The sequence below is a fragment of the Cellulomonas sp. NPDC089187 genome (assembly GCF_040685135.1).
Classification (GTDB): Bacteria; Actinomycetota; Actinomycetes; order Actinomycetales; family Cellulomonadaceae; genus Cellulomonas.
In genome coordinates, this window is the sequence record NZ_JBFBHI010000001.1 from 106,807 (window position 1) to 127,880 (window position 21,074).

Here is a 21,074-nt window from a genome sequence, read left to right on the forward strand (position 1 = left end):
CAAACGGCGTCCAGGAATAATCCCTGGACGCCGTTTGCTGTACCCGGCGAGACTTGGTCTCACCCGGTCCGCGCGGCGGTGGCAGCATCCCGTCGCGGAGGGACCGGCCCGGACGTGGAGCACGCTTCCCTGGTGAGGGTTGGACGGACACGGGACGGGTGGCTCGTCATCGACGGTCCTCAACGAGGCCGGGACGGTTCAAGCCGCGCGGGAGAAGGACAAGCGGGCGCGGTGGACGATGGCGTAGGGATGCTGTCACCAGCTGCGAGGGCCTCGGGGTACACCCGGGGCCTTCGTCATGTCGGGATCGCGGCCAGCAACTGGTGCAGCTGCGCCCGGTAGCCACCGCCGAAGAGCACGACATGCATTCCCACCGGGTACACCTGGTGCAGACTCCTGCGGTGCTGCCAGCCTCGGCGCAGTGGATGCACCGCCTGATAGCCAGCCAGCACCGCGTCCAGGTGCGGGCAGCCGAACAGGGCGAGCATCGCCAGGTCGGACTCCCGGTGCCCGCCGTGTGCGGCCGGATCGATCAGGGTGGCCCCGTCCGCGGTCCACAGCACGTTGCCGGACCACAGGTCGCCGTGCAACCGGGCGGGGGAGTCGTCGTCGTCCAGCTCACTGGAGCGCAGCCGCGCGATCAGCGGGTCCAGTGCGTGGGCGTCCTCGGCGGGCAGCAGGTCGCGCAGGGGTTCCAGTCGGCGCACCGCCAGGAACTCGCCCCACGAGTCGTGCGCGCCGGTGGGCATCGGCAGGGGCTGGTCCAGTGGGCCGAAGAATCCGTCGCCGTGCCACCCCTCGGGCGGGCTGCCGAAGGCGGGGGCTCCGGCGTCGTGCAGCACAGCCAGTCGTCGACCGAAGTCCTCGGCCTTCGCCCGGTCCGGGCCGACCTCGGTCAGCCGCACCAGATCGAGGTGATCGTCGGCGACATCGAGCACCTCGACCACCGGCGGACCGCCGGGCACGCGCAACCAGTCCAGACCGGCCGCCTCGCAGGCGAAGAATCCCGGCGGTGCTCCGACACGCTGCTTGCGATGGCCCATACCGCCGATCCTGGCACCCTGGGGCGTGGGGGACAGGTCACCAGACAGGAGCACACGCATGAGGATCGGCATTCCGACCGAGGTCAAGAACCACGAGGACCGGGTCGCACTGACCCCGGCTGGGGCGCATCAGCTGGTCGCGGCCGGGCACGAGGTGCTGATCCAGTCGGGTGCCGGGGCCGGTTCAGCGATCAGCGACGAGCAGTACCGCGCGGTGGGTGCCCACCTCCTGCCCACCGCCGCCGAGGTGTGGTCGACGGCCGAGCTGATCTGCAAGGTCAAAGAGCCGATCGAGCAGGAGTACGGGTTCCTGCGCCCGGATCTGACCCTGTTCACCTATCTGCACGCCGCTGCGGACCGCCCGTTGACCGAGGCGTTGCTGTCCTCCGGGGTCACGTCGTTGGCCTATGAGACGGTGCAGCTTCCCGATGGCAGCCTGCCGCTGCTGGCCCCGATGAGTGAGGTCGCCGGGCGGCTGGCGGTGCAGATCGGCGCGCACTACCTGACCTCACCGGCCGGAGGCGCCGGGCGACTGCTGGGCGGGGTGCCCGGCGTGGAACCGGCGAAGGTGCTGGTGATCGGTGGTGGCGTCTCGGGGCGACACGCGATCGAGGTCGCGCTGGGAATGCGGGCCGAGGTGACGGTGCTGGATCTGTCCCTGCCCAAGCTGCGCGAGATCGACGCGGCCTTCGAGGGGCGGGTGCGCACGGTGGCGTCCTCGGCGCTGGCCATCGCGGACCGGGTGGCGCAGGCAGATCTGGTGATCGGTGCGGTGCTGGTCCCCGGTGCCCGCGCGCCCCGACTGGTCACCGATGCCATGGTCGAACGGATGCGGCCCGGGTCGGTGCTGGTGGACATCGCGGTGGACCAGGGCGGCTGCTTCGAGTCGACCCGGCCGACCACCCACGACGACCCGGTTTTCACCGTGCATGGGTCGACCTTCTGCTGCGTGGCCAACCTGCCGGGTGCGGTGCCGGTGACCAGCACGCACGCCCTGACCAACGCCACCCTGCCGTACCTGTCCGCGCTCGCCGATCAGGGCTGGGAGCGTGCGGTGGACGCCGACCCGGCGCTGGCCCGGGGGCTGACGACCGAGGCGGGAATGCTGCGTCACGCCGCGGTCGCCGCCGCGCATGACATGACCTTCACCCCGCGCGGCTGACCTGGCAGCATGCCCGGATGGAACCCTTCGAGCTGACCGACGGCACGGTGCTGCTGCGCACTCCGACCGCCGCGGATGTCGACGACATCACGCGGATCTGCCAGGACCCGGACATCCAGCGCTGGACCACGGTGCCGGGCCCTTACCTGCGCGAGCACGCCGTGGGGTTCGTCGAGGACTTCGTGCCAGCGGGATGGGCGAAGGGCGGTCCGACCTGGGGAATCCGGGAGAGCGAGCGACTGGTCGGCATGATCGGACTGACCGCGCAGCCGGTGCGCTCGGCGGAGATCGGGTGGTGGCTCGATCCCGACGCGCGCGGGCGGGGGCTGATGGGCCGGTCGGTGGAGCTGGTGATCGAGGCGGCCTTCGGGCGGCTCGGCCTGGACCGGGTGGAGTGGCGGGCCTTCGCCGGGAATGAGGCGTCCCGGGCGGTGGCGGTGCGGGCCGGGTTCTCGATGGACGGCTGCATCCGCGGGGGCGCGGTCAAGGGTGAGGCCCGGTACGACGACTGGGTCGGCACGCTGCTGGCTACGGATCGGCGATGATGGCCCGATGACCACCCTCGATCCCGCGAACCCGTTCGCCACCGCGTCCACGCTGCCCTACGGTCTGCCGGACTTCACCCGGATCCGTCCCGAGCACTACCGTCCGGCGTTGCTGGCCGGGATGGCGCAGGAGCGGGCCGAGGTCGAGGCCATTGCCACCGACCCGGCAGAGCCCACGGTGGAGAACACCCTGGTGGCACTGGAACGCTCCGGCCATCTGCTGCATGTGGCGGCGACGGTCTTCTTCAACCAGGCCTCCGCCGATTCCACCGACGAGCTGGCCGCCCTGGAGGAGGAGATCGCGCCGCTGCTTGCCGAGCACGCCGACGCGATCTTCTTGGACGCCCGCCTGTTCGCCCGGGTGGACGCCCTGGTGCAGCAGAACCTGGATCTCGATCCGGACACCGCCTACCTGCTGAAGAACCTGCACACCGACTTCATCCGGGCGGGCATCCGACTGGACGAGGACGCCCAGGCCCGACTGCGTGAACTGAACGCGGAGATCACCCGGCTGGAGACCGTCTTCGGTCGGCTGCTGCTGGATGAGACCAATGCCGCCGCCGTGCTGGTCACCGACCCGGCCGAGCTGGTCGGTCTGCCGGAGGACGCGATCGCCGCTGCCGCGGAGGCCGCCACCCGTCGCGGGCACGAGGGCGCCTGGTTGATCGATCTGATCCTGCCCACCCAGCAGCCGCTGCTGGCCCAGATCGCGCACCGCGGTCTGCGCGAGCGGCTGCACACCGCCAGCGTCACCCGGGGCGGCAAGGGCGGCGAGCACGACACCCGCGCCACCCTGCTCGCCCTGGCCAAGGCCCGTGCCGAGCGCGCCCAGCTGCTCGGCTATGAGCACCACGCCGCCTACGTGGTCGAGGACGCCACCGCCACGACCACCGCCGCGGTGGACGGCATCCTGCGTCCGCTGGCCCCGGCCGCCGTCGCGAATGCCCGCGCCGAGGCCGGTGCCCTGGAGGCTGCCCTGCGTCGCGATCTGCCCGAGGCCACGCTGGAGGCCTGGGACTGGTCGTACTACGCCGAGCAGGTCCGCAAGGAGGTCCGCTCACTGGACGACTCCCTGCTGCGCCCCTACCTGGAACTGAATCGGGTGCTGCACGAGGGCGTGTTCCGCGCCGCGCACGAGCTCTACGGCCTGAGCTTCACCGAGCGCCCCGACCTGGTTGGCTACCACCCTGATGTCCGGGTGTTCGAGGTGTTCAACGAGGACGGCAGCGGTCTGGGCCTGTTCCTCGGTGACTACTGGACCCGAGACTCCAAGCGCGGCGGTGCCTGGATGAACAACCTGGTCGACCAGTCGCACCTGCTGGACGAGAAGCCCGTCGTGGTGAACAACCTCAACATCCCCAAGCCCGCCGCCGGTGAGCCCACGCTGCTCACCTGGGACGAGGTCATCACGATGTTTCACGAGTTCGGGCACGCCCTGCACGGCTTGTTCTCCGACGTGCGGTACCCCTCGCAGTCCGGGACCGAGGTGCCCCGCGACTTTGTGGAGTACCCCTCGCAGGTGAACGAGATCTGGGCCTGGGAGCCGAGCATCCTGGCCGCCTACGCGGTGCACCACCAGACCGGTGAGCCGATGCCGTCGGAGTGGATCGACACCCTGATCGCCGCCCGTCAGGACGGCGAGGGCTTCGCCACCACCGAGTACCTGGCGGCGGCGCTGCTGGACCAGGCCTGGTACCGGCTGTCCCCGGAGCAGGTGCCCACCGAGGTGGAGCAGGTGCAGGCCTTCGAGGCGGCTGCTCTGGCGGAGGCCGGTGTGGACTTTGCCCCGGTGCCGCCGCGCTACCGGACGACGTACTTCAACCACGTCTTCGGCAGTGGGTACTCCGCCGGGTACTACTCCTACATCTGGTCCGAGGTGCTGGATGCCGACACGGTGACCTGGTTCGAGGAGAACGGCGGTCTGCGTCGGGAGAACGGCGACCGGTTCCGGTCGGTGCTGCTCGCCAAGGGCGGTTCGATCGACCCGATGGACGCCTTCCGTGAGCTGCGGGGTCGTGACCCCCGGACTGAGCCGCTGCTGGCTCGTCGCGGCCTGACCCTCTGAGCGGTCTGAGCCTTTTCGGCGCCGGGTACGGTGGGCGCATGACCCCCCTGCCCGGCGCCGAGCCCACCCCTGCCGACGACTCCCACCTCAGCGCCGCCGAGGCCGAGGTGGTCCGGTTGACCCAGGACCTGATCCGGATCGACACCTCCAACTACGGGGACGGGTCGGGCCCGGGGGAGCGCGCGGCGGCGGAGTTCGTGGTGGCGCAGCTCCAGGAGGTCGGGCTGGACCCGGAGCTGTTCGAGTCCGCGCCGGGCCGGGCGAATGTCGTCGTCCGCATTCCCGGCACCGACCCGGAGCGTCCGGCGCTGGTACTGCACGGCCACACCGACGTGGTGCCGGCCGAGGCCAAGGACTGGAAGGTCGACCCCTTCGCTGGCGAGGAGTTCGATGGCATGGTCTGGGGCCGCGGGGCCGTGGACATGAAGGGCATGGACGCGATGATCCTGGCGGTGGTCCGCCAGATGATGCGCGAGGGCCGCCGTCCGGCTCGGGACCTGATCGTGGCGATGTTCGCCGATGAAGAGGCGGGCGGGACCTACGGCGCGCGCTACGCGGTGGACGAGCGTCCGGAGCTGTTCGCGGGTGCCACCGAGGCGATCAGCGAGGTCGGCGGCTTCTCCGTGGACGTCGACGGTCGTCGCGCGTACCTGTTGCAGACCGCGGAGAAGGGCATCGCCTGGCTCAAGCTGATCGCGGACGGCCAGGCCGGTCACGGGTCGGCGGTCAACCCGGACAACGCGGTCACCGAGTTGGCCGCCGCGGTGGCCCGGGTGGGCGCGTACCAATGGGACATCCGGTTGACGCCGACCGTCCTGGCTCTGCTGGAAGGTGTCGCCGACCTCACCGGGCTGCCGTTGGACGTCGACGACCCGCTGGCCATCGACCGACTGATCGGCGCACTCGGCCCGGCCCGGCGCTTCGTCGGCTCGTCGATCCGTACGCTGGCCAACCCCACGCAGTTGCACGCCGGGTACAAGAGCAACGTGGTACCCAGTCGTGCCTCGGCGACCATCGACATCCGGCCGCTGCCCGGTGACCACGATGCGGTGCTGGCCAAGGTCCGCGAGCTCGCCGGTCCCCAGGTCCGGGTCGAGCCGGAGCACATCGACATCGGCCTGGAGGTCCCTGCCACCGGTGACCTGGTGGACACCATGACCCGGGTGCTCCAGGCGCAGGACCCGGGTGCGGTGGTGCTGCCGTACATGCTCAGCGCTGGCACCGACAACAAGTCACTGGCCCGCTTGGGGATCACCGGATACGGCTTCGCGCCGCTGCGCCTGCCCGCGGATTTGGACTTCACCGCACTGTTCCACGGCGTGGACGAGCGGGTTCCGGCTGATTCGCTGCGGTTCGGGGTGCGGGTGCTGGACGGGTTGCTGCGCGAGGCGTGACCACGGTGGTCGGCCGGAGACCGCTTTGACTCGATAAATAGTATGCGCGCATACTAAATTCATACTGACAGTGAGCTCGTTCAACGCACAGACCACGCACGACCCGGCGGCCGTGTTCGCCTGCTGGGCGGATCCGTCCTCCTGGCACACCTGGGACCCTGAGGTGCGTGCCGCCTCGCTCGACGGCCCGGTGGTCCTCGGGGCGACCGGGACGATGGAGCCGACAAGCGGGCCGAAGTCCACCTTCACGATCACCGCGTTGACCCAGGATCAGACCTTCACCAACACCGGCTCACTGCCCGGGGCCCACCTGGACTTCATCCACCACGTGGAGAAGATCGGCGCAACGACGACCATGAGCGTGACCGTGGCCCTGCGCGGTCCGATGGCGCGACTGTGGCGACTGGTGCTCGGTCGCGGAATGCGGGACGCCGCCCGGTCCAGTGGTGCCGGACTGCTCGCCCACCTGGACCGGACGGCGTGACGGGATCGCGGCTGCGCACCGCGCATCCTGACCCGGACCAGAGCCCCGGGCTGGCGCTCTGGCATGTCGCCACGGCGTGGCAGCGCGTGATGCGTGATGCCCTCGCGCCTCATGGCCTCACCCACGTCCAGTACGTGTTGTTGGCGATGTCCGCCGCCGCGCGGGAGGACGAGTCGCTCACCCAACATGAGCTGGCCAGCCGAGCCGGGACCGACGTGATGATGACCTCGCAGGTGTTGCGTCGCCTGGAGCGTGCGCAGCTGATCGAACGGCTCCCGCATCCCCACGACGGCCGGGCCCGCCTGATCAGGGCAACGGAGGCCGGGGTGGCGCTGGTCAACAGCGCGACCCGGGACGTCGAATCAGCGGACAGCGCGTACTTTGCGACACTCGGGGCCGACTCGGCGGCGTTCCTCGACCTGCTGCACCGGCTGCGCCGGGGGCACCCGATCCAGTGACGTCAGTCGGCGTAGACCCCCAACGTCGACTCCACCCGGATGATCCGACGCCGCAGCCAGACCTTCCGGTCGCCGCCGGTGTAGATGCTGGTGCGAGCCAGCTCCCACCGGCCGTACTCGGCCTCGTCGGTCAGCAGCCGACGGGCGTCATTCCGTGAGGTATGGCGCGGAATGGAGACCACCCGGTACTCGTACTGCCGCATGTCTGTCGCTCGGTTGCGTGCCATCACCCCTCCCAACGCGCCGGTGCCATGACCTATGCCCGTGCCATTGTGCCTGTTGGGGGGCTACGGTCTGAGCATGGCTATCGATCCCCGTGCGGCACTCGACCGCTTCATCGCTGCTCTCGAGGCGCACTACGCCGCCGTCACGAGCCGTCGCACGGACGACGACCCCCAGGTGGACGACGCCTACGACGTGCTGGCCGACGCCTTCGAGGTCTACGACGAGGCCCTGCTGCACGAGCACGGTGAGTCGACCCCGTTCTTCCTGGAGGACGAGGACCTCGGCGACGACGAGGGTGATGAGGACGACGACGACCTGGAGGACGACGAGGACGACTACGACCTCGACGACCACCTGGACGAGGACGAGGACTGAGTCACCGGCGTTCGGGGTAGCCCAACGCCGGGGCGCTGACCTCGTCCAACGCCAGCACGATCTCCGGTGGCAGGTCCAGGTCCTCGGCGTTGAGGGAATCCCGCAGCTGCGCCGGGGTGCGTGCACCGACGATGGACGACGCCACCTGGGCGCGCACTCGGAGCCAGGCCAGGGCGACCTCCAACGGAGCACGGTCCAACCCGCGCGCCGCGGTGATCACGGCTTCCACCACGGCGGTCGAGGCCGAGCCCAGGTAGGGCTCGACGAATCCGGACAAGTGCGGGGAGGCGGCCCGGGAGTCGGCGGGCACCGTCCGGCGGTACTTGCCGGTCAACACCCCGCGCCCCAGCGGTGACCACGCCAACAGCCCCACCCCCAGATCAGCCGCGGCCGGCAGCACCTCGCGTTCGATACCGCGCTGCAACAGCGAGTATTCCGCCTCGACCGCCGCCAGCCCCGGGTCCTCACCGAGCAGCGTCGCCGCCCGGGCCACCTGCCAGCCCGCGTGATTCGACAGGCCGACGTAGCGGGCCCGCCCGGAGTCGACGGCCCGGCGCAGCGCGGAGACCGTCTCGACCAGCGGAGTGCGCGGGTCCGGAGTCTGCACCAGCCACAGGTCCACGTGATCGGTGCCCAACCGGCGCAACGAGGCGTCCAGCGTGTCCAGCAGCGAGCCGCGCGAGGCGTCGACCGTGCCGTGCCGGGCACCGGCCTTGGTGCAGATCACCACGTCCTCCCGGTCCACCACCCGACCGATCAGCCCACCCAACAGCTCCTCGGCACCGCCATCGGCGTAGGAGGCTGAGGTGTCGACCAGCGTGCCCCCCGCCTCCGCGAAGTCACGCAGCTGCTCGGCTGCGTCGTGCTCGTCGGTGTCCCGGGACCAGGTGAGGGTGCCCAGGCCGAGGTGGGAGACCCGCAGACCGGTGCGTCCGAGTTGGCGCTGTTCCATGGGCGGCAGGCTATCGGCCGGGCTCCCGCTGATCCGACTGCCGCGCGGTTAGGGTGACTCCCCGTGAGCATCTGGGAAGCGATCGTCCTCGGCCTGGTCCAGGGCCTCACCGAGTTCCTGCCGGTGTCCTCCAGCGCGCACCTGCGGATCGTGGGGGAGCTGATCGGTTCCGGGGACCCTGGCGCGGCCTTCACCGCGATCACGCAGATCGGCACCGAGCTGGCGGTGCTGCTCTACTTCCGCAACGACATCAAGCGGATCTGTGTGCGCTGGTGGCGGGCCGTCCGCGGCGATCTGGGTTCGGACTGGAAGTCCCGGCTCGGCATGCCCGAGGGTGCCGCCAAGGACCCGGATGCGTTGATGGCCTGGTTCATCGCGTTGGGGTCGATCCCGATCGTGGTGCTCGGCGTGCTGTTCGAGGACGCCATCGAGGCCCCGTTCCGCAGCCTGTGGGTGATCGCCGGGACCCTGGTGGTCTTCGCGCTGATCCTGGACTGGGCGGACCGGCGCGGTGCCGACGACCGGGTGCTCACCGACCTGACACCGAAGCATGCGATCTACTTCGGCCTGGCGCAGGCGATGGCGCTGATCCCGGGGGTCTCCCGCTCCGGCGGCACCATCACCGCCGGGCGATTGATGGGCTACACCCGGGAGGCCGCCGCCCGGTACTCGTTCTTCCTGGCGGTGCCCGCGGTGCTCGGCTCCGGGTTCTACCAACTGGGCAAGAGCGTCGGGGACTTCGGGTCGGCGGGGACGCCCGGAGTGCTGGCCACCCTGGTCGCCACCATCGTCGCGTTCCTGGTCGGGTACGTGGTGATCATCGCGTTCCTGAAGATCGTCTCGACCTTCTCCTACCGGCCGTTCGTGATCTACCGGATCGGATTGGCCGCCGTGGTCGTGCTGCTGCTGGTGACCGGGGTGCTGGAGCCTTTGGCCGGAGCATGACGGACAGTGGGTGGTCGCAGGAGGAGTACTGCCGGTACCTCAACGCGGAACGTCGGGCCTACGCCTGGACGCTGAGCGAGCTCGGCGGCTTCACGGCCGACACTGCTCGATCCGCTGCCGTGGAGCAGTACCCGTATCTCGGCGCTGCGGACCCGTACCGGGGCCTGGTGTTCCACCACGAGTCCTGGCACTGGGCGATGCTCCGCCTACACGGTGATCGGTACTGGGAGCGTGAGCCCGGGCTCCTGCACCCGCCCTCCGCGTACGAGGCCGCGTGGGAGGCCGGCCTTGCCGAGGACCCGGCTACAGCCATCCTGACCGCTTGAACAGTCGGAACAGCACGAAGGCCGACCCGGCCATCAGCACCAGCGACGCCGGGTAGCCGAGCAACCAGCTCAGCTCCGGCATGTGCCGGAAGTTCATCCCGTAGATCCCCGCGATCAGGGTCGGCACCGCGATGATCGCCGCCCACCCGGAGATCTTGCGCATGTCCTCGTTCTGCCGCACGGACACCTGCGAGAGATACACCGACAGCATGTCGCCGAGCAGAGCGTCATGGGAGTCCAGGTGCCGGTCGACTTTGTCCAGCGCGGTGTCCAGGCGTCGCATCCAGCGCATGGTCCGGGTCTCCCGGCGGCTGGACTCTTCACTGTCCGCGATCAGTTCTGGGAACGCCGCGAGCAGCGGGACCAGTGACCGGCGGGCCTCGGCGATCTCGCGCTTGAGGTCGTAGACCACCTGGGCCGGGTCGTCGACGGCTCGGGCACCGAAGACCACCTGCTCGGTGTCGGCCACCGCCTCACCGATGCCCATCTCCACATCCCCGGCGCGGCCGACCAGGGCGATCAGGGTGGCTGCGAACACCTGCGTGCCGGGTTGTTCGGGCAGGTGCTCGTCGCCGCTCAGCCGGTCGAGCACATCCTGGAGCAGCTGACCCGGCCCTTCTTCAGCGGTGAGGGTGACGTCGTCCACGATCAGACATGCCCACAGTCCGGTGGTGACATCCCGGGTGTCCGGATTCCAGTGCAGCGTCGGGCTGAGCAGGAACCGGCCGCCGCCGGGCAGCTTGCGCAGCTGGGCACGCCGGGGATTGCGGTCGCCGGGCACCGCCACACTGCGGCGTACCGCGGACTCTGGGATGCCCGCCTGCCGTGCCGCATCCGCCAGCGCATCGAGCGAGTCGACATGCACCCAGGCGGCGGGTGGCTCGGCGGCGGCCAGTCGAGGGAGCAGATCCTCGCTGTCGATCTGCTGCCAGCCATGCGGCCCGTGCACCCATGCGGTCTCCACCCGGGCATTCTGCCGGTTAGGCTTCCCACGTGCTGACCTGGCCCGCCCCGCAGATTCCGCAACTCCCCGGCGAGGGCCGGCCGATCCAGGTGCGTGACAGCTGCACCGGTGAGCTGGTGACCGCCGCGCCCGGCCCGGACGCCCGGCTCTACGTCTGCGGCATCACTCCTTACGACGCCACCCACCTGGGGCACGCCGCGACCTATGTGGCCTTCGACCTGCTGCTGCGCGGCTGGATCGACGAGGGCAAGCAGGTCCGCTACGCCTCCAACGTGACCGATGTGGACGACCCGCTTCTGGAGCGGGCCACCGCCACCGGTGTCGACTGGCGGGAGCTCGCCGCCGACCAGATCGCGCTCTACCGCGAGGACATGACCGCCCTCGGCGTCATCCCGCCGGATGTGTATACCGGGGCCGTCGAGTCGGTTCCCGATGTGGTCACCGCCGTGCAGGCCCTGGTCGACGCCGGTGCCGCCTACCGGGTGCCCAGCCCCAATGCCGCCGATGACATCTACGCGGACCTGTCCGTCGACCCGGACTTCGGCCAGGTGGCCCGACTGGACGCCGACACCATGCGGGCGTTCTTCGCCGAGCGCGGGGGAGACCCCGACCGGGCGGGCAAGCGGCATGAGCTGGACCCGCTGCTCTGGCGCGCGGCCCGCGACGGCGAGCCCGCCTGGGACGGTGGCGACCTCGGCCCCGGCCGCCCGGGCTGGCACATCGAGTGCGCGGTGATCGCCCGTGACGGGCTCGGTCTGCCCTTCGATGTGCAGGGCGGTGGCAATGACCTGCGCTTCCCGCACCACGAGATGTCGACCTCGCATGCTCGGGTGCTCGGCCACGGTCACGGTGCGCGCACCCATGTGCACACCGGCATGGTCGGCCTCGACGGGGAGAAGATGAGCAAGTCGCTCGGGAACCTGGTGCTGGTATCCCGGCTGCGAGCGCAGGGCGTCGACCCGATGGCGGTCCGGTTGGCGATCCTGGCGCACCACTACGCGGGTGACTGGGAGTGGACCGATGCTGTGCTGGCCGAGGCGGTGGCCCGGTTGGAGCGTTGGCGGTCCGCGGTCTCCGGCAACGGCGGTCCGGCTGCCGATGCCACGCTGGCGGAGATCCGGGCGGCGCTGGCCGATGATCTGGACGCCCCGAGGGCCCTGCGTGCGGTGGACGCCTGGGCCGACCGGGCGCTGTCCGGGTCGGTGCCGGATGCGGAGCTGGTCGAGGGCGCGCCGGGGGTCATCGCTCGGGCGGTGAACGCCCTGCTGGGTGTGCGGTTGTGAGCTCAGCGCGCTGCGTTCTGGCCTGAGCCAATGCCCGCAGACAGTGGCAAGTACGCGCGAGGGTCAGCCGAGGGGTAAGTGCCGGGCGTCCCGGCGGTACATCTCCGCGTGCGCGTGCAGCTCCGGTTGCGCGCTGGTGTCCGCGTGCTGGTCCGTCCAGTCCGCGAGTTCACCGAGCCGGTCCACCATCACGTGCAGCACGTCGGCCCGAGATGGCGCGTCGTCGCCGTAGGAGGCGAGCAGGGTGTCGAGCCGTCGCAGCGGGTCCAGCCCCCCTGGTGTCGGCGTGTCCGAACAGAACGAGCACAGCCGGTAGGCCAGATACGCCAGGTCCCACACCCGCGGTCCGGGCGAGGCCATGTCCACGTCGATGAACCCGACCAGTCGACCGGCGGCGTGCACCATGTTGTACGGCGCGACGTCGTTGAGGCAGATCACCTCGGCCGGTTGGTGCGCGCGCATGCGCCACGGGCCCGCCTCGGTCGGGAAGCCGACGGTGGCGTCATGCCAGATCCGCAGGAACGCCCCGGCCTGCTGCACGGTGCGCGGGTGCCACACCCACTCCGGCACCGGGAAGTCACCGGTGTCGCCCGGGATCCAGCTGAGCATCTCCCGACCCTGCTCATCCACACCGAGCGGTGCCGGGACCATCCACGCACCCCGCGCCCGCGCCCAACCGAGCACCGCATGCACCGTCGGGGTCCACGGCCCGGCGGTGCGACGCACGGTGTCACCGACCCGGACCACGGTGTTCACATGACCGCCATCCAACGGCGTTTGGTGCGAGTCCGGTGCGGCATCCATGCTCAGCCCCCTAGGCCCTTGTCCCGTCGTCGCAGGTAACGCTCGAACTCCTGGGCGATCGCCTCACCGGACGCCTCCGGAAGGTCCGCGGTGTCCTTGGCCTCCTCCAGCTGACGCACGTACTCGGCGATCTCGCTGTCCTCCCCGGCGAGTTCGTCCACGCCGTCCTGCCATGCTGCCGCGTCCTCCGGCAGATCGCCCAGCGGGATGGGCTCGCCGATCAGCTCCTCGATCCGGTGCAGCAGCGCGAGCACCGCCTTCGGCGAGGGCGGGTGGGCGACGTAGTGCGGCACGGCGGCCCATAGCGACAGGGTGCGCAACTGACGGGCAGCGGCCTCGTGTTGCAGGACCCCGACGATGCCGGTGGGGCCCTCATAGCTGTTGGACTCGACATCAAGCAGCTGGCGGACTGCGCGGTCCTCGCTGGTGACGGTGACCGGGATCGGGCGGGTGTGCGGCACATCCGCGAGCAGCGCGCCCAGCGTGATGACAGTGCCGGTGTGCAGCCCGGCGGCGATCTCCAGCAGCTCGCCGCAGTACCGGCGCCAGCGCATGGACGGTTCGATGCCGTGCACCAACACCACCTGCCGACCGGTGCGCGGGGCGGTGGCGACGGCGATGGCGGTGGACGGCCAGGTGATCTCCCGGTCCCCGGCGGCGTTGAGACCGATCACCGGGCGGTTCACTTGGAAGTCGTGGTACTCCTCCGGGTCGAGCTCGTCGATCTGCTCCGCGTCCCACACCTCGTGCAGGTGCTCGAGGGCCTGGCTGGCGGCGGAGCCGGCGTCGTTCCAGCCCTCGAAGGCGGCGAGCAGGATCGGCTCCCTGCCGGGCAGTGCCGGTTCCACCGAGGGCGGGGTCGACTGATCGCTCATCCGTCCAGCGTAGGGGCTGGCGGGGACAACGCCCGCTGATCGCCGGGGTGTCGGTGACAGGTGGTGAGATGGCCCTGTGTCCCTCGTCCTGATCAGCGTCGATCCCGCCCGGCCGGGGGTGGTGACGTTGAGGGCGGCGGCGGATGTCGCCGCAGTGGTGGACGACGGCGTGGGCCCGGCGCGCGAGGTGTCGGTCGAGGATCTGCCCCGGACCGTCGCCGCAGTCGAGGCGGCGGAGCACCCGCGTTGGGTCTGGGACGACACCGAACGCTGGTACCCGGCGCTGCTGGCCGCGGGTGTTCGGGTGGAACGGGCCCATGACCTGCGGCTGTGCCATGCGATCCTGCGGCGCTCCACCCGGACCGTGGGCACCCGCCTCGCCGCCGGTCCGCACAGCCCGTGGGACGACGCTGCCCCCGCCGCCGCCCCCGTAGAGGAGGCCCCGCCCAGTCTGTTCGATGATCTGGACGCTCCGGCCGCAGACCCCGGACTGCCCGACCCGGCCGGTGAACTGCGCGCACAACTGGTCTGCCTGGCCGAGGCCGGTGACGACGGGCGGCTTCGTCTGTTGCTGGCGGCGGAGTCCGCCGGGGCGTTGATCGCCGCTGAGATGCGCCACGACGGTCTGCCCTGGCGCACCGAGGTGCACGACGCGCTGCTCAACGACCTGCTCGGGCCACGCCCGCCGGAGGGTGCCCGCCCGGCTCGGTTGCAGGCGCTGGCCGACACCATCATCGCCGCGCTTCAACGTCCTGGTCTGAATCCCGACTCTCCGCCAGAACTGCTCAAGGCGCTGCGCGCGGCCGGGATCGACGTCACCAGCACCCGCAAGTGGGAGCTGCGCGAGCACGACCACCCGGTGATCGAACCCCTGCTCGCCTACAAGAAGCTCGCCCGGCTGCTGTCCGCGAATGGCTGGGCCTGGCAGGACCGCTGGGTCTCCGACGGCAGATTCCGCCCCGACTACGTGCCCGCGGGTGTCGTCACCGGGCGCTGGGCCTCCAGCGGCGGCGGCGCACTCCAGTTGCCCGCCGGGGTGCGCGCAGCGGTGCGGGCCGACCCCGGATACCTGCTGGTGGTCGCCGATGCCGCCCAGCTGGAACCCCGGGTGTTGGCGGCGATGTCTGGTGATCAGGCGATGGCCGCCGCGGGCCAGCACGCCGACCTGTACCAGGCGGTGGTGCAGGCGGGCATCGTCGAGGACCGGCAACAGGCCAAATACGCCATGCTTGGCGCGATCTACGGGGCGACCACCGGGGCCAGCGCCGTCCTGATGCCGCAGCTGGCCCGGGGGTATCCCCGCGCGGTGGAGCTGGTCGAACAGGCCGCACGGGCGGGTGAACGCGGCGAACAGGTCACCACCTGGCTGGGCCGCTCGTCGCCGCGGCCCTCAGCGGCGCGGCTTGCGGAACGGTTAGCCGCCGGAGGGGAGGGCGGCGACGAGGCCACCGCACGCGAGGCCCGACGACACGCCCGGGACTGGGGCCGGTTCACCCGGAACTTCGTGGTGCAGGGCACCGCCGCGGAGTGGGCGCTGTGCTGGATGGCCGTGTTGCGTCGGCGGTTGTGGGGACTGCCGGGTCGGCCCCACCTGGTGTTCTTCCTGCACGACGAGCTAATGGTGCACACCCCGGCCGATCAGGCGCAGGCGGTGGCGCAGGCGGTGCGGGAGTCGGCGGTGGAGGCCGGACGGCTGCTGTTCGGGGACGCGCCGGTGGAGTTCGCGTTGGACCTGTCCATCGTGGAGTCCTACGACCAGGCAGCCTGAACGACCGGGGCGTCCCCGCCCGCCGTAGGCTGGTCCGGTGATCCTGTCCGCCGCCGACTGGCAGCCGTTGGCCCGCGCCCACGCGGAGCGAGCCGATGCCCTGACCGCCGGACACCGCGACCGGACTCTCCGCCAGCAACGGCACGCCATCGAGGACTTCCTCTTCGACTACTACTCCGCCAAGCCCGCGCAGCTGCGCCGCTGGCACCCCGGTGCGGGTATCCGGCTGCTGCCCGGCAGTGACCCGACCCCGCACGCCGACTGGCGGTGGTACCGCACCGACCCCGACGGCGCGGTGGAACTCGACGTCGAGGCATTCCTGGCCGACCGAGGCGACACCGTGCGCTTCATCCACGGGCTGCTGTCCGCCACCGCCGCACGGCCGATCGCCACCGGATGCTTCGGCCTGCACGAGTGGGCGATGGTCTACCGGCAGCCCGCGGGTGGACACCGACACCCGTTGCCGCTCCGCCTGGGGGAGTCCGGCACCGACGCGGTGGTGGAGTCCCACCGGATCAGGTGCACACATATCGACGCCTACCGGTTCTTCACCCCGGAGGCCGCGCCGTTGAACGCACTGCGACCGACCCGGCAGACACAGGTCCGCGATGAGCAGGGCGGGTGTTTACACGCGAATATGGACCTGTACAAATGGGCCCAGAAACTTGGTCCGCTGTGCCCCGGCGATCTGCTGCTGGACTGCTTCGAGCTCGCGGCCGAGATCCGGGTGACCGACATGCAGGCCTCGCCCTACGACGTGTCTAGCTACGGCCTGGAATCGGTGCCGATCGAGACCCCCGAGGGCAAAGCCGAGTACGTGCGGCGGCAGCGCGCCTTCGCCGAGCGGGCCGGGGTACTGCGCGAACGGCTGGTCGAGCGAGCTGGACACCTGCTGTCCACCCACCCGGGTTAACCTGCCCGCAGCCGCAGTCCCCAGCCGAACAGGAGCCACCCGTGTCCCACCCCGCCCTCCCCGCCGCTGTGCTCTGGGATATGGACGGCACGCTGGTCAACACCGAGCCGCTGTGGATGGCGGCGGAGACCGAGCTGGTGCACTCCTGGGGTGGGACGTGGACCCATGAGGACGGCTTGACCCTGGTCGGCAACCCGCTCACCACCTCGGCGACGATCCTGCAGGGGCGCGGCGTGGATCTGCCGGTGGACGAGATCATCGAGTACCTGAGCGTGCGGGTCCGGGCCGGGGTCGCGGCGGACACCCCGTGGCAGCCGGGTGCCCGGGAGCTGCTGACCACGCTGGCGGAGGCGGGGGTGCCGCAGGCGCTGGTCACCTCCTCCTACCGGAATCTGGCGCTGCCCTTCGCCGAGGCCGCGGGGGTGTTCGCCACGGTGGTCGCCGGGGATGACGTGCAGCACGCCAAGCCGCACCCGGAGCCGTACCTGATCGCCGCGGAGCGGTTGGGGGTCGACATCGCCCGGTGCGTGATCGTGGAGGACTCACCCTCGGGGATCGGTTCGGCGGTGGCGGCGGGTGGTCGGGTGTTGGCGGTGGAGGTCTTCACCCCGATCCCGGATCTGCCGGGTCTGACCATCACCGACTCACTGGGCTCGATCACCGTCGAGGACCTGGCGCGGATCGGCGGTCTGCCGGTCGACGCCTGAGTCGCGCGCCACACCCGGGGCTGCTCAGAGCCCGACCATCGCCATCCCACGGTCGTTGTACCGGTTGCCGGTGACGCCGATCCGCGCGGCCACCGCGTTCAGGTCGGCCAGCTCGTCCGCGGACAGCGGCACCGTCGTCGCGGCGGCGTTCTCCTCGACCCGGCTGAGCCGACGGGTGCCGGGGATCGGCACGATCCAGGGCTGCTGGGCGAGCAACCAGGCGAGCGCCACTTGACCTGGCGTGGCCTCCTTGGCGGCGGCGACCCGACGGACGTGGTCGACCAGCGCCTGGTTGGCGTCCCGGTTCTCCGCGGTGAACCGGGGGATGGTGGTGCGGATGTCACCCGGGGTGAAGCTGGTGGTGGCGTCGACGGTTCCGGTCAGGAACCCCTTGCCCAGCGGACTGAACGGCACGAACCCGATCCCCAGCTCCGCCAGGGTCGGCAGCACCTCCGGCTCCGGGTCGCGGGTCCACAGCGAGTACTCCGACTGCACCGCGGTCACCGGGTGGACGGCATGCGCCCGCCGAATCGTGACCGCGCCCGCCTCGGACAGTCCGAAGTGCCGCACCTTGCCCGCCTGGACCAGCTCCGCCACCGTGCCGGCGACATCCTCGATCGGCACCTGCGGGTCGACCCGGTGCTGGTAGAACAAGTCGATCACGTCGGTGCGCAGCCGCCGCAGCGACTCGTCGGCCACCCGGCGGATCTGCTCGGGTCGAGAGTCGGTGCCCTGCATGGCCCCGTCGACGATGTTCCAGCCGAACTTGGTGGCGATGACCACCTGGTCGCGGATCGGCTCCAGCGCCTCGCCGACCAGTTCCTCGTTGACGTAGGGGCCGTAGACCTCCGCGGTGTCGATGAACGTCACGCCGCGCTCCACTGCGCCGCGCAGCACGCCGATCATGTCCTCCCTGCTGCCCGGGTTCGGACCGTAGCTCTGCGACATGCCCATGGCGCCCAGCCCGATGGCCGAGACCTGGAGACCCTGTCCGAGGGTGCGATTGTGCATGGTGACCTCCTGACGATGAGGACCTCAGTCGACCACCGGTCCGGTCGGACGGGGAGAGTCTGTCGTTTCCGGGTACTGCGAGTACCCCTCATCGGCGTTCTCGGTGGCCCACCAGGAGGCCAACAGCTCCAGCGCATCCGCCGACGCGCTGCCCGGCACAGCGGTATACACCAGCAGCGTCAGCTCCGGGGCGGCGGCGATGGACAGCGCGTCGTACATCAGCTCGACCCGGCCGACCACCGGGTGCCGGATCTGCTTCACCCCGCCGATGTGCTCGTGGACGTGATGCGCAGCCCACCGCGTGCGGAAGTCCTCCGACCGAGTGGACAGCTCCCCGATCAGGGATATCAGGCCCGGGTCCTGCGGCATGCGCCCGGCCACCGAGCGCAACACCCCGACCGTGTCATCGGCGGCGCGCTCCCAGTTGACCCAGAAGTCCCGGCTGCGGTCGTCCAGGAACACGAACCGTGCGTGGTTTGGCGGACCCGCCGGGCTGGTCATCAGGGGGTCGTACAGCGCCCGGGCCAGGGGGTTCGTCGCCAGGATGGTGAGGCGGTCGTCCCGCACCACCGCAGGAGTACCGGTGATCGCGTCCAGGAGCACCCGCACGCTGGCGGGAACGGTTGGTTGCGGGTTCGCGGTGCGTCGCGGGGTGCGGGGTCCACGGGCCGCCGCAGCCAGATCGTGCAGGTGTCGACGTTCTGCATCGTCTAGCTGCAAGACCCGAGCCAGCGACTCGAGCACCGAGTCGGACACTCCGCGGAGGTTCCCCCGCTCCAGCCGGATGTAGTAGTCGCTCGACACCCCGGCCAGCATCGCAACCTCCTCCCGCCGCAGGCCTGGAACCCGACGTTGGGTGCCGTAGGCGGGCAGACCGGCCTGATCAGGGGTGATTCGGGCCCGGCGTGTGCGCAAGAAGTCGCGCGCCTCCTCGCGGTTGTCCATGACCCCACGGTATGGCCTCTCGGCGCGCCCCTGGGAGGCACTCGTAGGGCCTCCCAGACAGCGCGCCATGGGTGTGCGCTAGGGGCATGGACATTCAGCAGCTTCCCCCGAGTACACATGCCCCCGACACACTCTTCACCGGTGAGGTCTGGTTCGACGTGATCGCGGCGCCGCCCGCCCCCGCGCGGTTGCGTGCCAACACTGTCCGCTTCGCACCCAGGGCCCGCACCCACTGGCATGTGCATCCTGGCGGCCAGTCGCTGCACGTCACGCAGGGCATTGCCCGGGTCGGTACCCGGGACGGCGAGGTCGTCGAGCTGCGACCGGGGCAGACGGTGTGGTGCCCGCCAGGCGAGTGGCACTGGCACGGTGCGGGGCCTGATCAGTACATGGAACACATTGCTCTCTGGGAGGTCGACGGCACAGACGCGGAGTGGGGCGAGCCGGTCACCGATAAGCAGTACGGCGCATGACCCCCGAGTTCGTTGTAGCGCGCTACGCCGCCATGACCGGAAAACGGGGCCGCTCATGACGACCTGCATGGCCGCGGAGCTAGTCGCGTTCGAGCACACTGACGAGCTGGCTGTGTCCAGCGACCGACCGGACGGCTCCCGCCGCCCGGAGGTGGTGATCTGGACCGTGCGCGTCGGTGACCGGGTGTTCATCCGCTCGGCTCACGGTCCGCGCAACGGGTGGTTCCGGCGGGCACATGCAGCCGGTACCAGCCATGTCCGAGCCGGGACGGTAGATCGCGACGTGCGATTTGTGGTGCCGGAATCGGACCTGGCGGCGCGCATCGACGCCGCGTACCACGCCAGCTATGACCGGTATGGAGCACGAACCGTGAACTCGGTGGTCGGACCGGACGTGGTGGAAACCACCCTGGAACTCCTTCCGCGGTGAGCGCCGGTCAGGTGGTCAGCTGAGTCACGCCCAGCGCTGACTCCACCGCACCGGCCGGGATTTCTGGGGCGACACCGCCGAAAGCCGGGCATACCGACTTGTGCGCGCACCAGTCGCAGAGCTTCGAAGTCCGAGTCGGCCACTCGCCGGTGCGGGCACACTCCTCGATCCGCTCCCACAGTGCCCGCAGCCGCTGCTCGAGGGTGTGCATCTCCGCCTCGCTGGGCGCATGGCGCAGCACGGTCCCGTCGCCCAGGTACACCAGCTGCAACAAGGTCGGCAGCACCCCACGCTCACGCCAGAGCACGTAGGAGTAGAACCGCATCTGGAACAGGGCGTTGCCCTCGTACCCGGCCCGCGGCGACTTGCCGGTCTTGTAGTCGACCACCCGCAGCCGTCCGTCCGGTGCCACGTCCAGCCGGTCGACGATCCCGCGCAGCTGCGGACCGTCCGCGAGCTGGGTGCGCACGTTCAGCTCCCGCTCGCCGGGCTGCAACCGGTTGGGGTCCTCCAAGGTGAAGTAGGTGTCCAGCAGCAGGCGGGCACTGGTCAGCCACTCCTGCCGGGCGGCCTCGTCCGGGAACAGCTCGACCACCTGGGGCTGGCGCTCGACCAGGCGCTCCCAGGCCTCGGGCACCAGTCCGTGGGCGGACGCCGGGGTGCGCTGGCCCAGCGGCAGGTCGTACAGCCGCTCCAACACCGTGTGCACCAGCGTGCCGCGGGCGGCAGCCGCACTCGGCGGTTCGGGCAGTCGGTCGACCACCCGGAACCGGAACAGCAGCGGGCACTGCTGGAAGTCGTTCGCCCGGGAGGGGGACAGCCCCGGCACCCGGGTGCGGACACCCTCGTGCGCGGCGGCGTCGACCGCATCGGCCGCGGTCTCACCCGGCACGACGACGGGTCCGTCGATCTCGGTGGCAGTCAGGG

24 protein-coding genes are annotated in these 21,074 nt (G+C 70.7%); 15 read left to right on the forward strand and 9 right to left on the reverse strand.

Annotated features, from left to right (window positions below; translation table 11 throughout):
* Positions 1 to 296: 296 nt before the first annotated feature.
* Complete coding sequence (locus tag AB0N78_RS00500; RefSeq protein WP_363384371.1) at positions 297 to 1,043, reverse strand: fructosamine kinase family protein; 747 nt, start codon at positions 1,041 to 1,043, stop codon at positions 297 to 299.
* 58 nt (positions 1,044 to 1,101) lie between these two features.
* Here AB0N78_RS00500 and ald point away from each other — a divergent pair, with 58 nt between their 5' ends.
* The 6 genes from ald (at position 1,102) to AB0N78_RS00530 (ending at position 7,151) form a co-directional block, all read left to right on the forward strand.
* A complete protein-coding gene (ald, locus tag AB0N78_RS00505; RefSeq protein WP_363384374.1) occupies positions 1,102 to 2,205 on the forward strand; it encodes an alanine dehydrogenase in 1,104 nt (367 codons plus the stop codon).
* A 17-nt stretch (positions 2,206 to 2,222) separates the two neighbouring features.
* On the forward strand, positions 2,223 to 2,750 hold the full coding sequence (locus tag AB0N78_RS00510; RefSeq protein WP_363384376.1) for a GNAT family N-acetyltransferase: 528 nt from the start codon (positions 2,223 to 2,225) through the stop codon (positions 2,748 to 2,750).
* 7 nt (positions 2,751 to 2,757) lie between these two features.
* Positions 2,758 to 4,815, forward strand: a complete 2,058-nt coding sequence (locus AB0N78_RS00515; RefSeq protein ID WP_363384379.1) for a M3 family metallopeptidase — start codon at positions 2,758 to 2,760, stop codon at positions 4,813 to 4,815.
* Between the two features lie 38 nt (positions 4,816 to 4,853).
* A complete protein-coding gene (locus tag AB0N78_RS00520) occupies positions 4,854 to 6,209 on the forward strand; it encodes a M20/M25/M40 family metallo-hydrolase (RefSeq protein ID WP_363384381.1) in 1,356 nt (451 codons plus the stop codon).
* Between the two features lie 70 nt (positions 6,210 to 6,279).
* The gene (locus AB0N78_RS00525) at positions 6,280 to 6,693 is read left to right on the forward strand and encodes an SRPBCC family protein (RefSeq protein WP_363384384.1); all 414 of its coding nucleotides are present in this window, start codon (positions 6,280 to 6,282) and stop codon (positions 6,691 to 6,693) included.
* A complete protein-coding gene (locus tag AB0N78_RS00530; RefSeq protein ID WP_363384387.1) occupies positions 6,690 to 7,151 on the forward strand; it encodes a MarR family transcriptional regulator in 462 nt (153 codons plus the stop codon). The genes AB0N78_RS00525 and AB0N78_RS00530 overlap by 4 nt, the downstream gene beginning before the upstream one ends.
* A 2-nt stretch (positions 7,152 to 7,153) precedes the next feature.
* Here the strand turns inward: AB0N78_RS00530 and AB0N78_RS00535 are convergent, their stop codons facing one another.
* Positions 7,154 to 7,378, reverse strand: a complete 225-nt coding sequence (locus AB0N78_RS00535; protein WP_363384390.1) for a DUF5703 family protein — start codon at positions 7,376 to 7,378, stop codon at positions 7,154 to 7,156.
* A gap of 73 nt (positions 7,379 to 7,451) precedes the next feature.
* Between AB0N78_RS00535 and AB0N78_RS00540 the strand changes: the two genes are divergently transcribed.
* Positions 7,452 to 7,751 carry a primosomal protein gene (locus AB0N78_RS00540; RefSeq protein WP_363384393.1) on the forward strand — a complete coding sequence of 100 codons (300 nt, stop codon included), beginning with the start codon at positions 7,452 to 7,454 and terminating at the stop codon, positions 7,749 to 7,751.
* A gap of 1 nt (position 7,752) precedes the next feature.
* Here the strand turns inward: AB0N78_RS00540 and AB0N78_RS00545 are convergent, their stop codons facing one another.
* Positions 7,753 to 8,703 (reverse strand): aldo/keto reductase, encoded by a 951-nt coding sequence (locus AB0N78_RS00545; RefSeq protein ID WP_363384396.1) that lies wholly within the window; start codon positions 8,701 to 8,703, stop codon positions 7,753 to 7,755.
* Positions 8,704 to 8,766: 63 nt separating this feature from the next.
* On the opposite strand from AB0N78_RS00545, the gene AB0N78_RS00550 reads away from it, so the two are divergent.
* Together AB0N78_RS00550 and AB0N78_RS00555 are read left to right on the forward strand one after the other, a co-directional pair.
* Positions 8,767 to 9,648 carry an undecaprenyl-diphosphate phosphatase gene (locus AB0N78_RS00550; RefSeq protein ID WP_363384399.1) on the forward strand — a complete coding sequence of 294 codons (882 nt, stop codon included), beginning with the start codon at positions 8,767 to 8,769 and terminating at the stop codon, positions 9,646 to 9,648.
* Positions 9,645 to 9,974 (forward strand): hypothetical protein, encoded by a 330-nt coding sequence (locus AB0N78_RS00555; RefSeq protein ID WP_363384402.1) that lies wholly within the window; start codon positions 9,645 to 9,647, stop codon positions 9,972 to 9,974. Before AB0N78_RS00550 ends, AB0N78_RS00555 begins: the two co-directional genes overlap by 4 nt.
* On the opposite strand, the gene AB0N78_RS00560 is transcribed toward AB0N78_RS00555, so the two are convergent.
* A complete protein-coding gene (locus AB0N78_RS00560) occupies positions 9,952 to 10,938 on the reverse strand; it encodes a CorA family divalent cation transporter (protein WP_363384405.1) in 987 nt (328 codons plus the stop codon). The genes AB0N78_RS00555 and AB0N78_RS00560 overlap by 23 nt on opposite strands.
* A gap of 29 nt (positions 10,939 to 10,967) precedes the next feature.
* On the opposite strand from AB0N78_RS00560, the gene mshC reads away from it, so the two are divergent.
* On the forward strand, positions 10,968 to 12,221 hold the full coding sequence (mshC, locus tag AB0N78_RS00565; protein ID WP_363384407.1) for a cysteine--1-D-myo-inosityl 2-amino-2-deoxy-alpha-D-glucopyranoside ligase: 1,254 nt from the start codon (positions 10,968 to 10,970) through the stop codon (positions 12,219 to 12,221).
* A 63-nt stretch (positions 12,222 to 12,284) separates the two neighbouring features.
* Here the strand turns inward: mshC and AB0N78_RS00570 are convergent, their stop codons facing one another.
* Both AB0N78_RS00570 and AB0N78_RS00575 read right to left on the reverse strand, forming a co-directional pair.
* The gene (locus tag AB0N78_RS00570; RefSeq protein WP_363384409.1) at positions 12,285 to 13,025 is read right to left on the reverse strand and encodes a phosphotransferase; all 741 of its coding nucleotides are present in this window, start codon (positions 13,023 to 13,025) and stop codon (positions 12,285 to 12,287) included.
* 2 nt (positions 13,026 to 13,027) lie between these two features.
* On the reverse strand, positions 13,028 to 13,900 hold the full coding sequence (locus AB0N78_RS00575; RefSeq protein WP_363384412.1) for a PAC2 family protein: 873 nt from the start codon (positions 13,898 to 13,900) through the stop codon (positions 13,028 to 13,030).
* 76 nt (positions 13,901 to 13,976) lie between these two features.
* Between AB0N78_RS00575 and AB0N78_RS00580 the strand changes: the two genes are divergently transcribed.
* The 3 genes from AB0N78_RS00580 to AB0N78_RS00590 are packed head-to-tail and all read left to right on the forward strand — an operon-like array spanning position 13,977 to position 17,288.
* Positions 13,977 to 15,668 carry a bifunctional 3'-5' exonuclease/DNA polymerase gene (locus AB0N78_RS00580; protein WP_363384415.1) on the forward strand — a complete coding sequence of 564 codons (1,692 nt, stop codon included), beginning with the start codon at positions 13,977 to 13,979 and terminating at the stop codon, positions 15,666 to 15,668.
* Positions 15,669 to 15,705: 37 nt separating this feature from the next.
* Positions 15,706 to 16,581 (forward strand): 3-methyladenine DNA glycosylase, encoded by an 876-nt coding sequence (locus AB0N78_RS00585; protein ID WP_363384418.1) that lies wholly within the window; start codon positions 15,706 to 15,708, stop codon positions 16,579 to 16,581.
* Between the two features lie 41 nt (positions 16,582 to 16,622).
* Positions 16,623 to 17,288 carry an HAD family hydrolase gene (locus AB0N78_RS00590; RefSeq protein WP_363384421.1) on the forward strand — a complete coding sequence of 222 codons (666 nt, stop codon included), beginning with the start codon at positions 16,623 to 16,625 and terminating at the stop codon, positions 17,286 to 17,288.
* Positions 17,289 to 17,312: 24 nt separating this feature from the next.
* On the opposite strand, the gene AB0N78_RS00595 is transcribed toward AB0N78_RS00590, so the two are convergent.
* Together AB0N78_RS00595 and AB0N78_RS00600 are read right to left on the reverse strand one after the other, a co-directional pair.
* Complete coding sequence (locus AB0N78_RS00595) at positions 17,313 to 18,299, reverse strand: aldo/keto reductase (RefSeq protein ID WP_363384424.1); 987 nt, start codon at positions 18,297 to 18,299, stop codon at positions 17,313 to 17,315.
* Between the two features lie 24 nt (positions 18,300 to 18,323).
* Positions 18,324 to 19,244 (reverse strand): helix-turn-helix transcriptional regulator, encoded by a 921-nt coding sequence (locus AB0N78_RS00600; RefSeq protein ID WP_363384426.1) that lies wholly within the window; start codon positions 19,242 to 19,244, stop codon positions 18,324 to 18,326.
* A gap of 86 nt (positions 19,245 to 19,330) precedes the next feature.
* Between AB0N78_RS00600 and AB0N78_RS00605 the strand changes: the two genes are divergently transcribed.
* Together AB0N78_RS00605 and AB0N78_RS00610 are read left to right on the forward strand one after the other, a co-directional pair.
* On the forward strand, positions 19,331 to 19,717 hold the full coding sequence (locus AB0N78_RS00605) for a cupin domain-containing protein (protein ID WP_363384429.1): 387 nt from the start codon (positions 19,331 to 19,333) through the stop codon (positions 19,715 to 19,717).
* A gap of 55 nt (positions 19,718 to 19,772) precedes the next feature.
* Positions 19,773 to 20,147, forward strand: a complete 375-nt coding sequence (locus AB0N78_RS00610) for a DUF2255 family protein (RefSeq protein ID WP_363384432.1) — start codon at positions 19,773 to 19,775, stop codon at positions 20,145 to 20,147.
* A 7-nt stretch (positions 20,148 to 20,154) separates the two neighbouring features.
* On the opposite strand, the gene AB0N78_RS00615 is transcribed toward AB0N78_RS00610, so the two are convergent.
* Complete coding sequence (locus AB0N78_RS00615; protein ID WP_363386193.1) at positions 20,155 to 20,976, reverse strand: PD-(D/E)XK nuclease family protein; 822 nt, start codon at positions 20,974 to 20,976, stop codon at positions 20,155 to 20,157.
* Positions 20,977 to 21,074: the final 98 nt, after the last annotated feature.

Excerpts from the sequence above, each read along its gene's own strand:
- AB0N78_RS00540 (WP_363384393.1), top strand. The coding sequence starts at position 7,452 with ATGGCTATCGATCCCCGTGCGGCACTCGACCGCTTCATCGCTGCTCTC.
- AB0N78_RS00520 (WP_363384381.1), top strand. The coding sequence starts at position 4,854 with ATGACCCCCCTGCCCGGCGCCGAGCCCACCCCTGCCGACGACTCCCAC.
- AB0N78_RS00600 (WP_363384426.1), bottom strand. The coding sequence starts at position 19,244 with ATGGACAACCGCGAGGAGGCGCGCGACTTCTTGCGCACACGCCGGGCC.
- AB0N78_RS00570 (WP_363384409.1), bottom strand. The coding sequence starts at position 13,025 with ATGGATGCCGCACCGGACTCGCACCAAACGCCGTTGGATGGCGGTCAT.
- AB0N78_RS00610 (WP_363384432.1), top strand. The coding sequence starts at position 19,773 with ATGACGACCTGCATGGCCGCGGAGCTAGTCGCGTTCGAGCACACTGAC.
- AB0N78_RS00535 (WP_363384390.1), bottom strand. The coding sequence starts at position 7,378 with ATGGCACGCAACCGAGCGACAGACATGCGGCAGTACGAGTACCGGGTG.
- AB0N78_RS00500 (WP_363384371.1), bottom strand. The coding sequence starts at position 1,043 with ATGGGCCATCGCAAGCAGCGTGTCGGAGCACCGCCGGGATTCTTCGCC.
- AB0N78_RS00555 (WP_363384402.1), top strand. The coding sequence starts at position 9,645 with ATGACGGACAGTGGGTGGTCGCAGGAGGAGTACTGCCGGTACCTCAAC.
- AB0N78_RS00515 (WP_363384379.1), top strand. The coding sequence starts at position 2,758 with ATGACCACCCTCGATCCCGCGAACCCGTTCGCCACCGCGTCCACGCTG.
- AB0N78_RS00510 (WP_363384376.1), top strand. The coding sequence starts at position 2,223 with ATGGAACCCTTCGAGCTGACCGACGGCACGGTGCTGCTGCGCACTCCG.
- AB0N78_RS00545 (WP_363384396.1), bottom strand. The coding sequence starts at position 8,703 with ATGGAACAGCGCCAACTCGGACGCACCGGTCTGCGGGTCTCCCACCTC.
- AB0N78_RS00575 (WP_363384412.1), bottom strand. The coding sequence starts at position 13,900 with ATGAGCGATCAGTCGACCCCGCCCTCGGTGGAACCGGCACTGCCCGGC.
- ald (WP_363384374.1), top strand. The coding sequence starts at position 1,102 with ATGAGGATCGGCATTCCGACCGAGGTCAAGAACCACGAGGACCGGGTC.
- AB0N78_RS00595 (WP_363384424.1), bottom strand. The coding sequence starts at position 18,299 with ATGCACAATCGCACCCTCGGACAGGGTCTCCAGGTCTCGGCCATCGGG.
- AB0N78_RS00605 (WP_363384429.1), top strand. The coding sequence starts at position 19,331 with ATGGACATTCAGCAGCTTCCCCCGAGTACACATGCCCCCGACACACTC.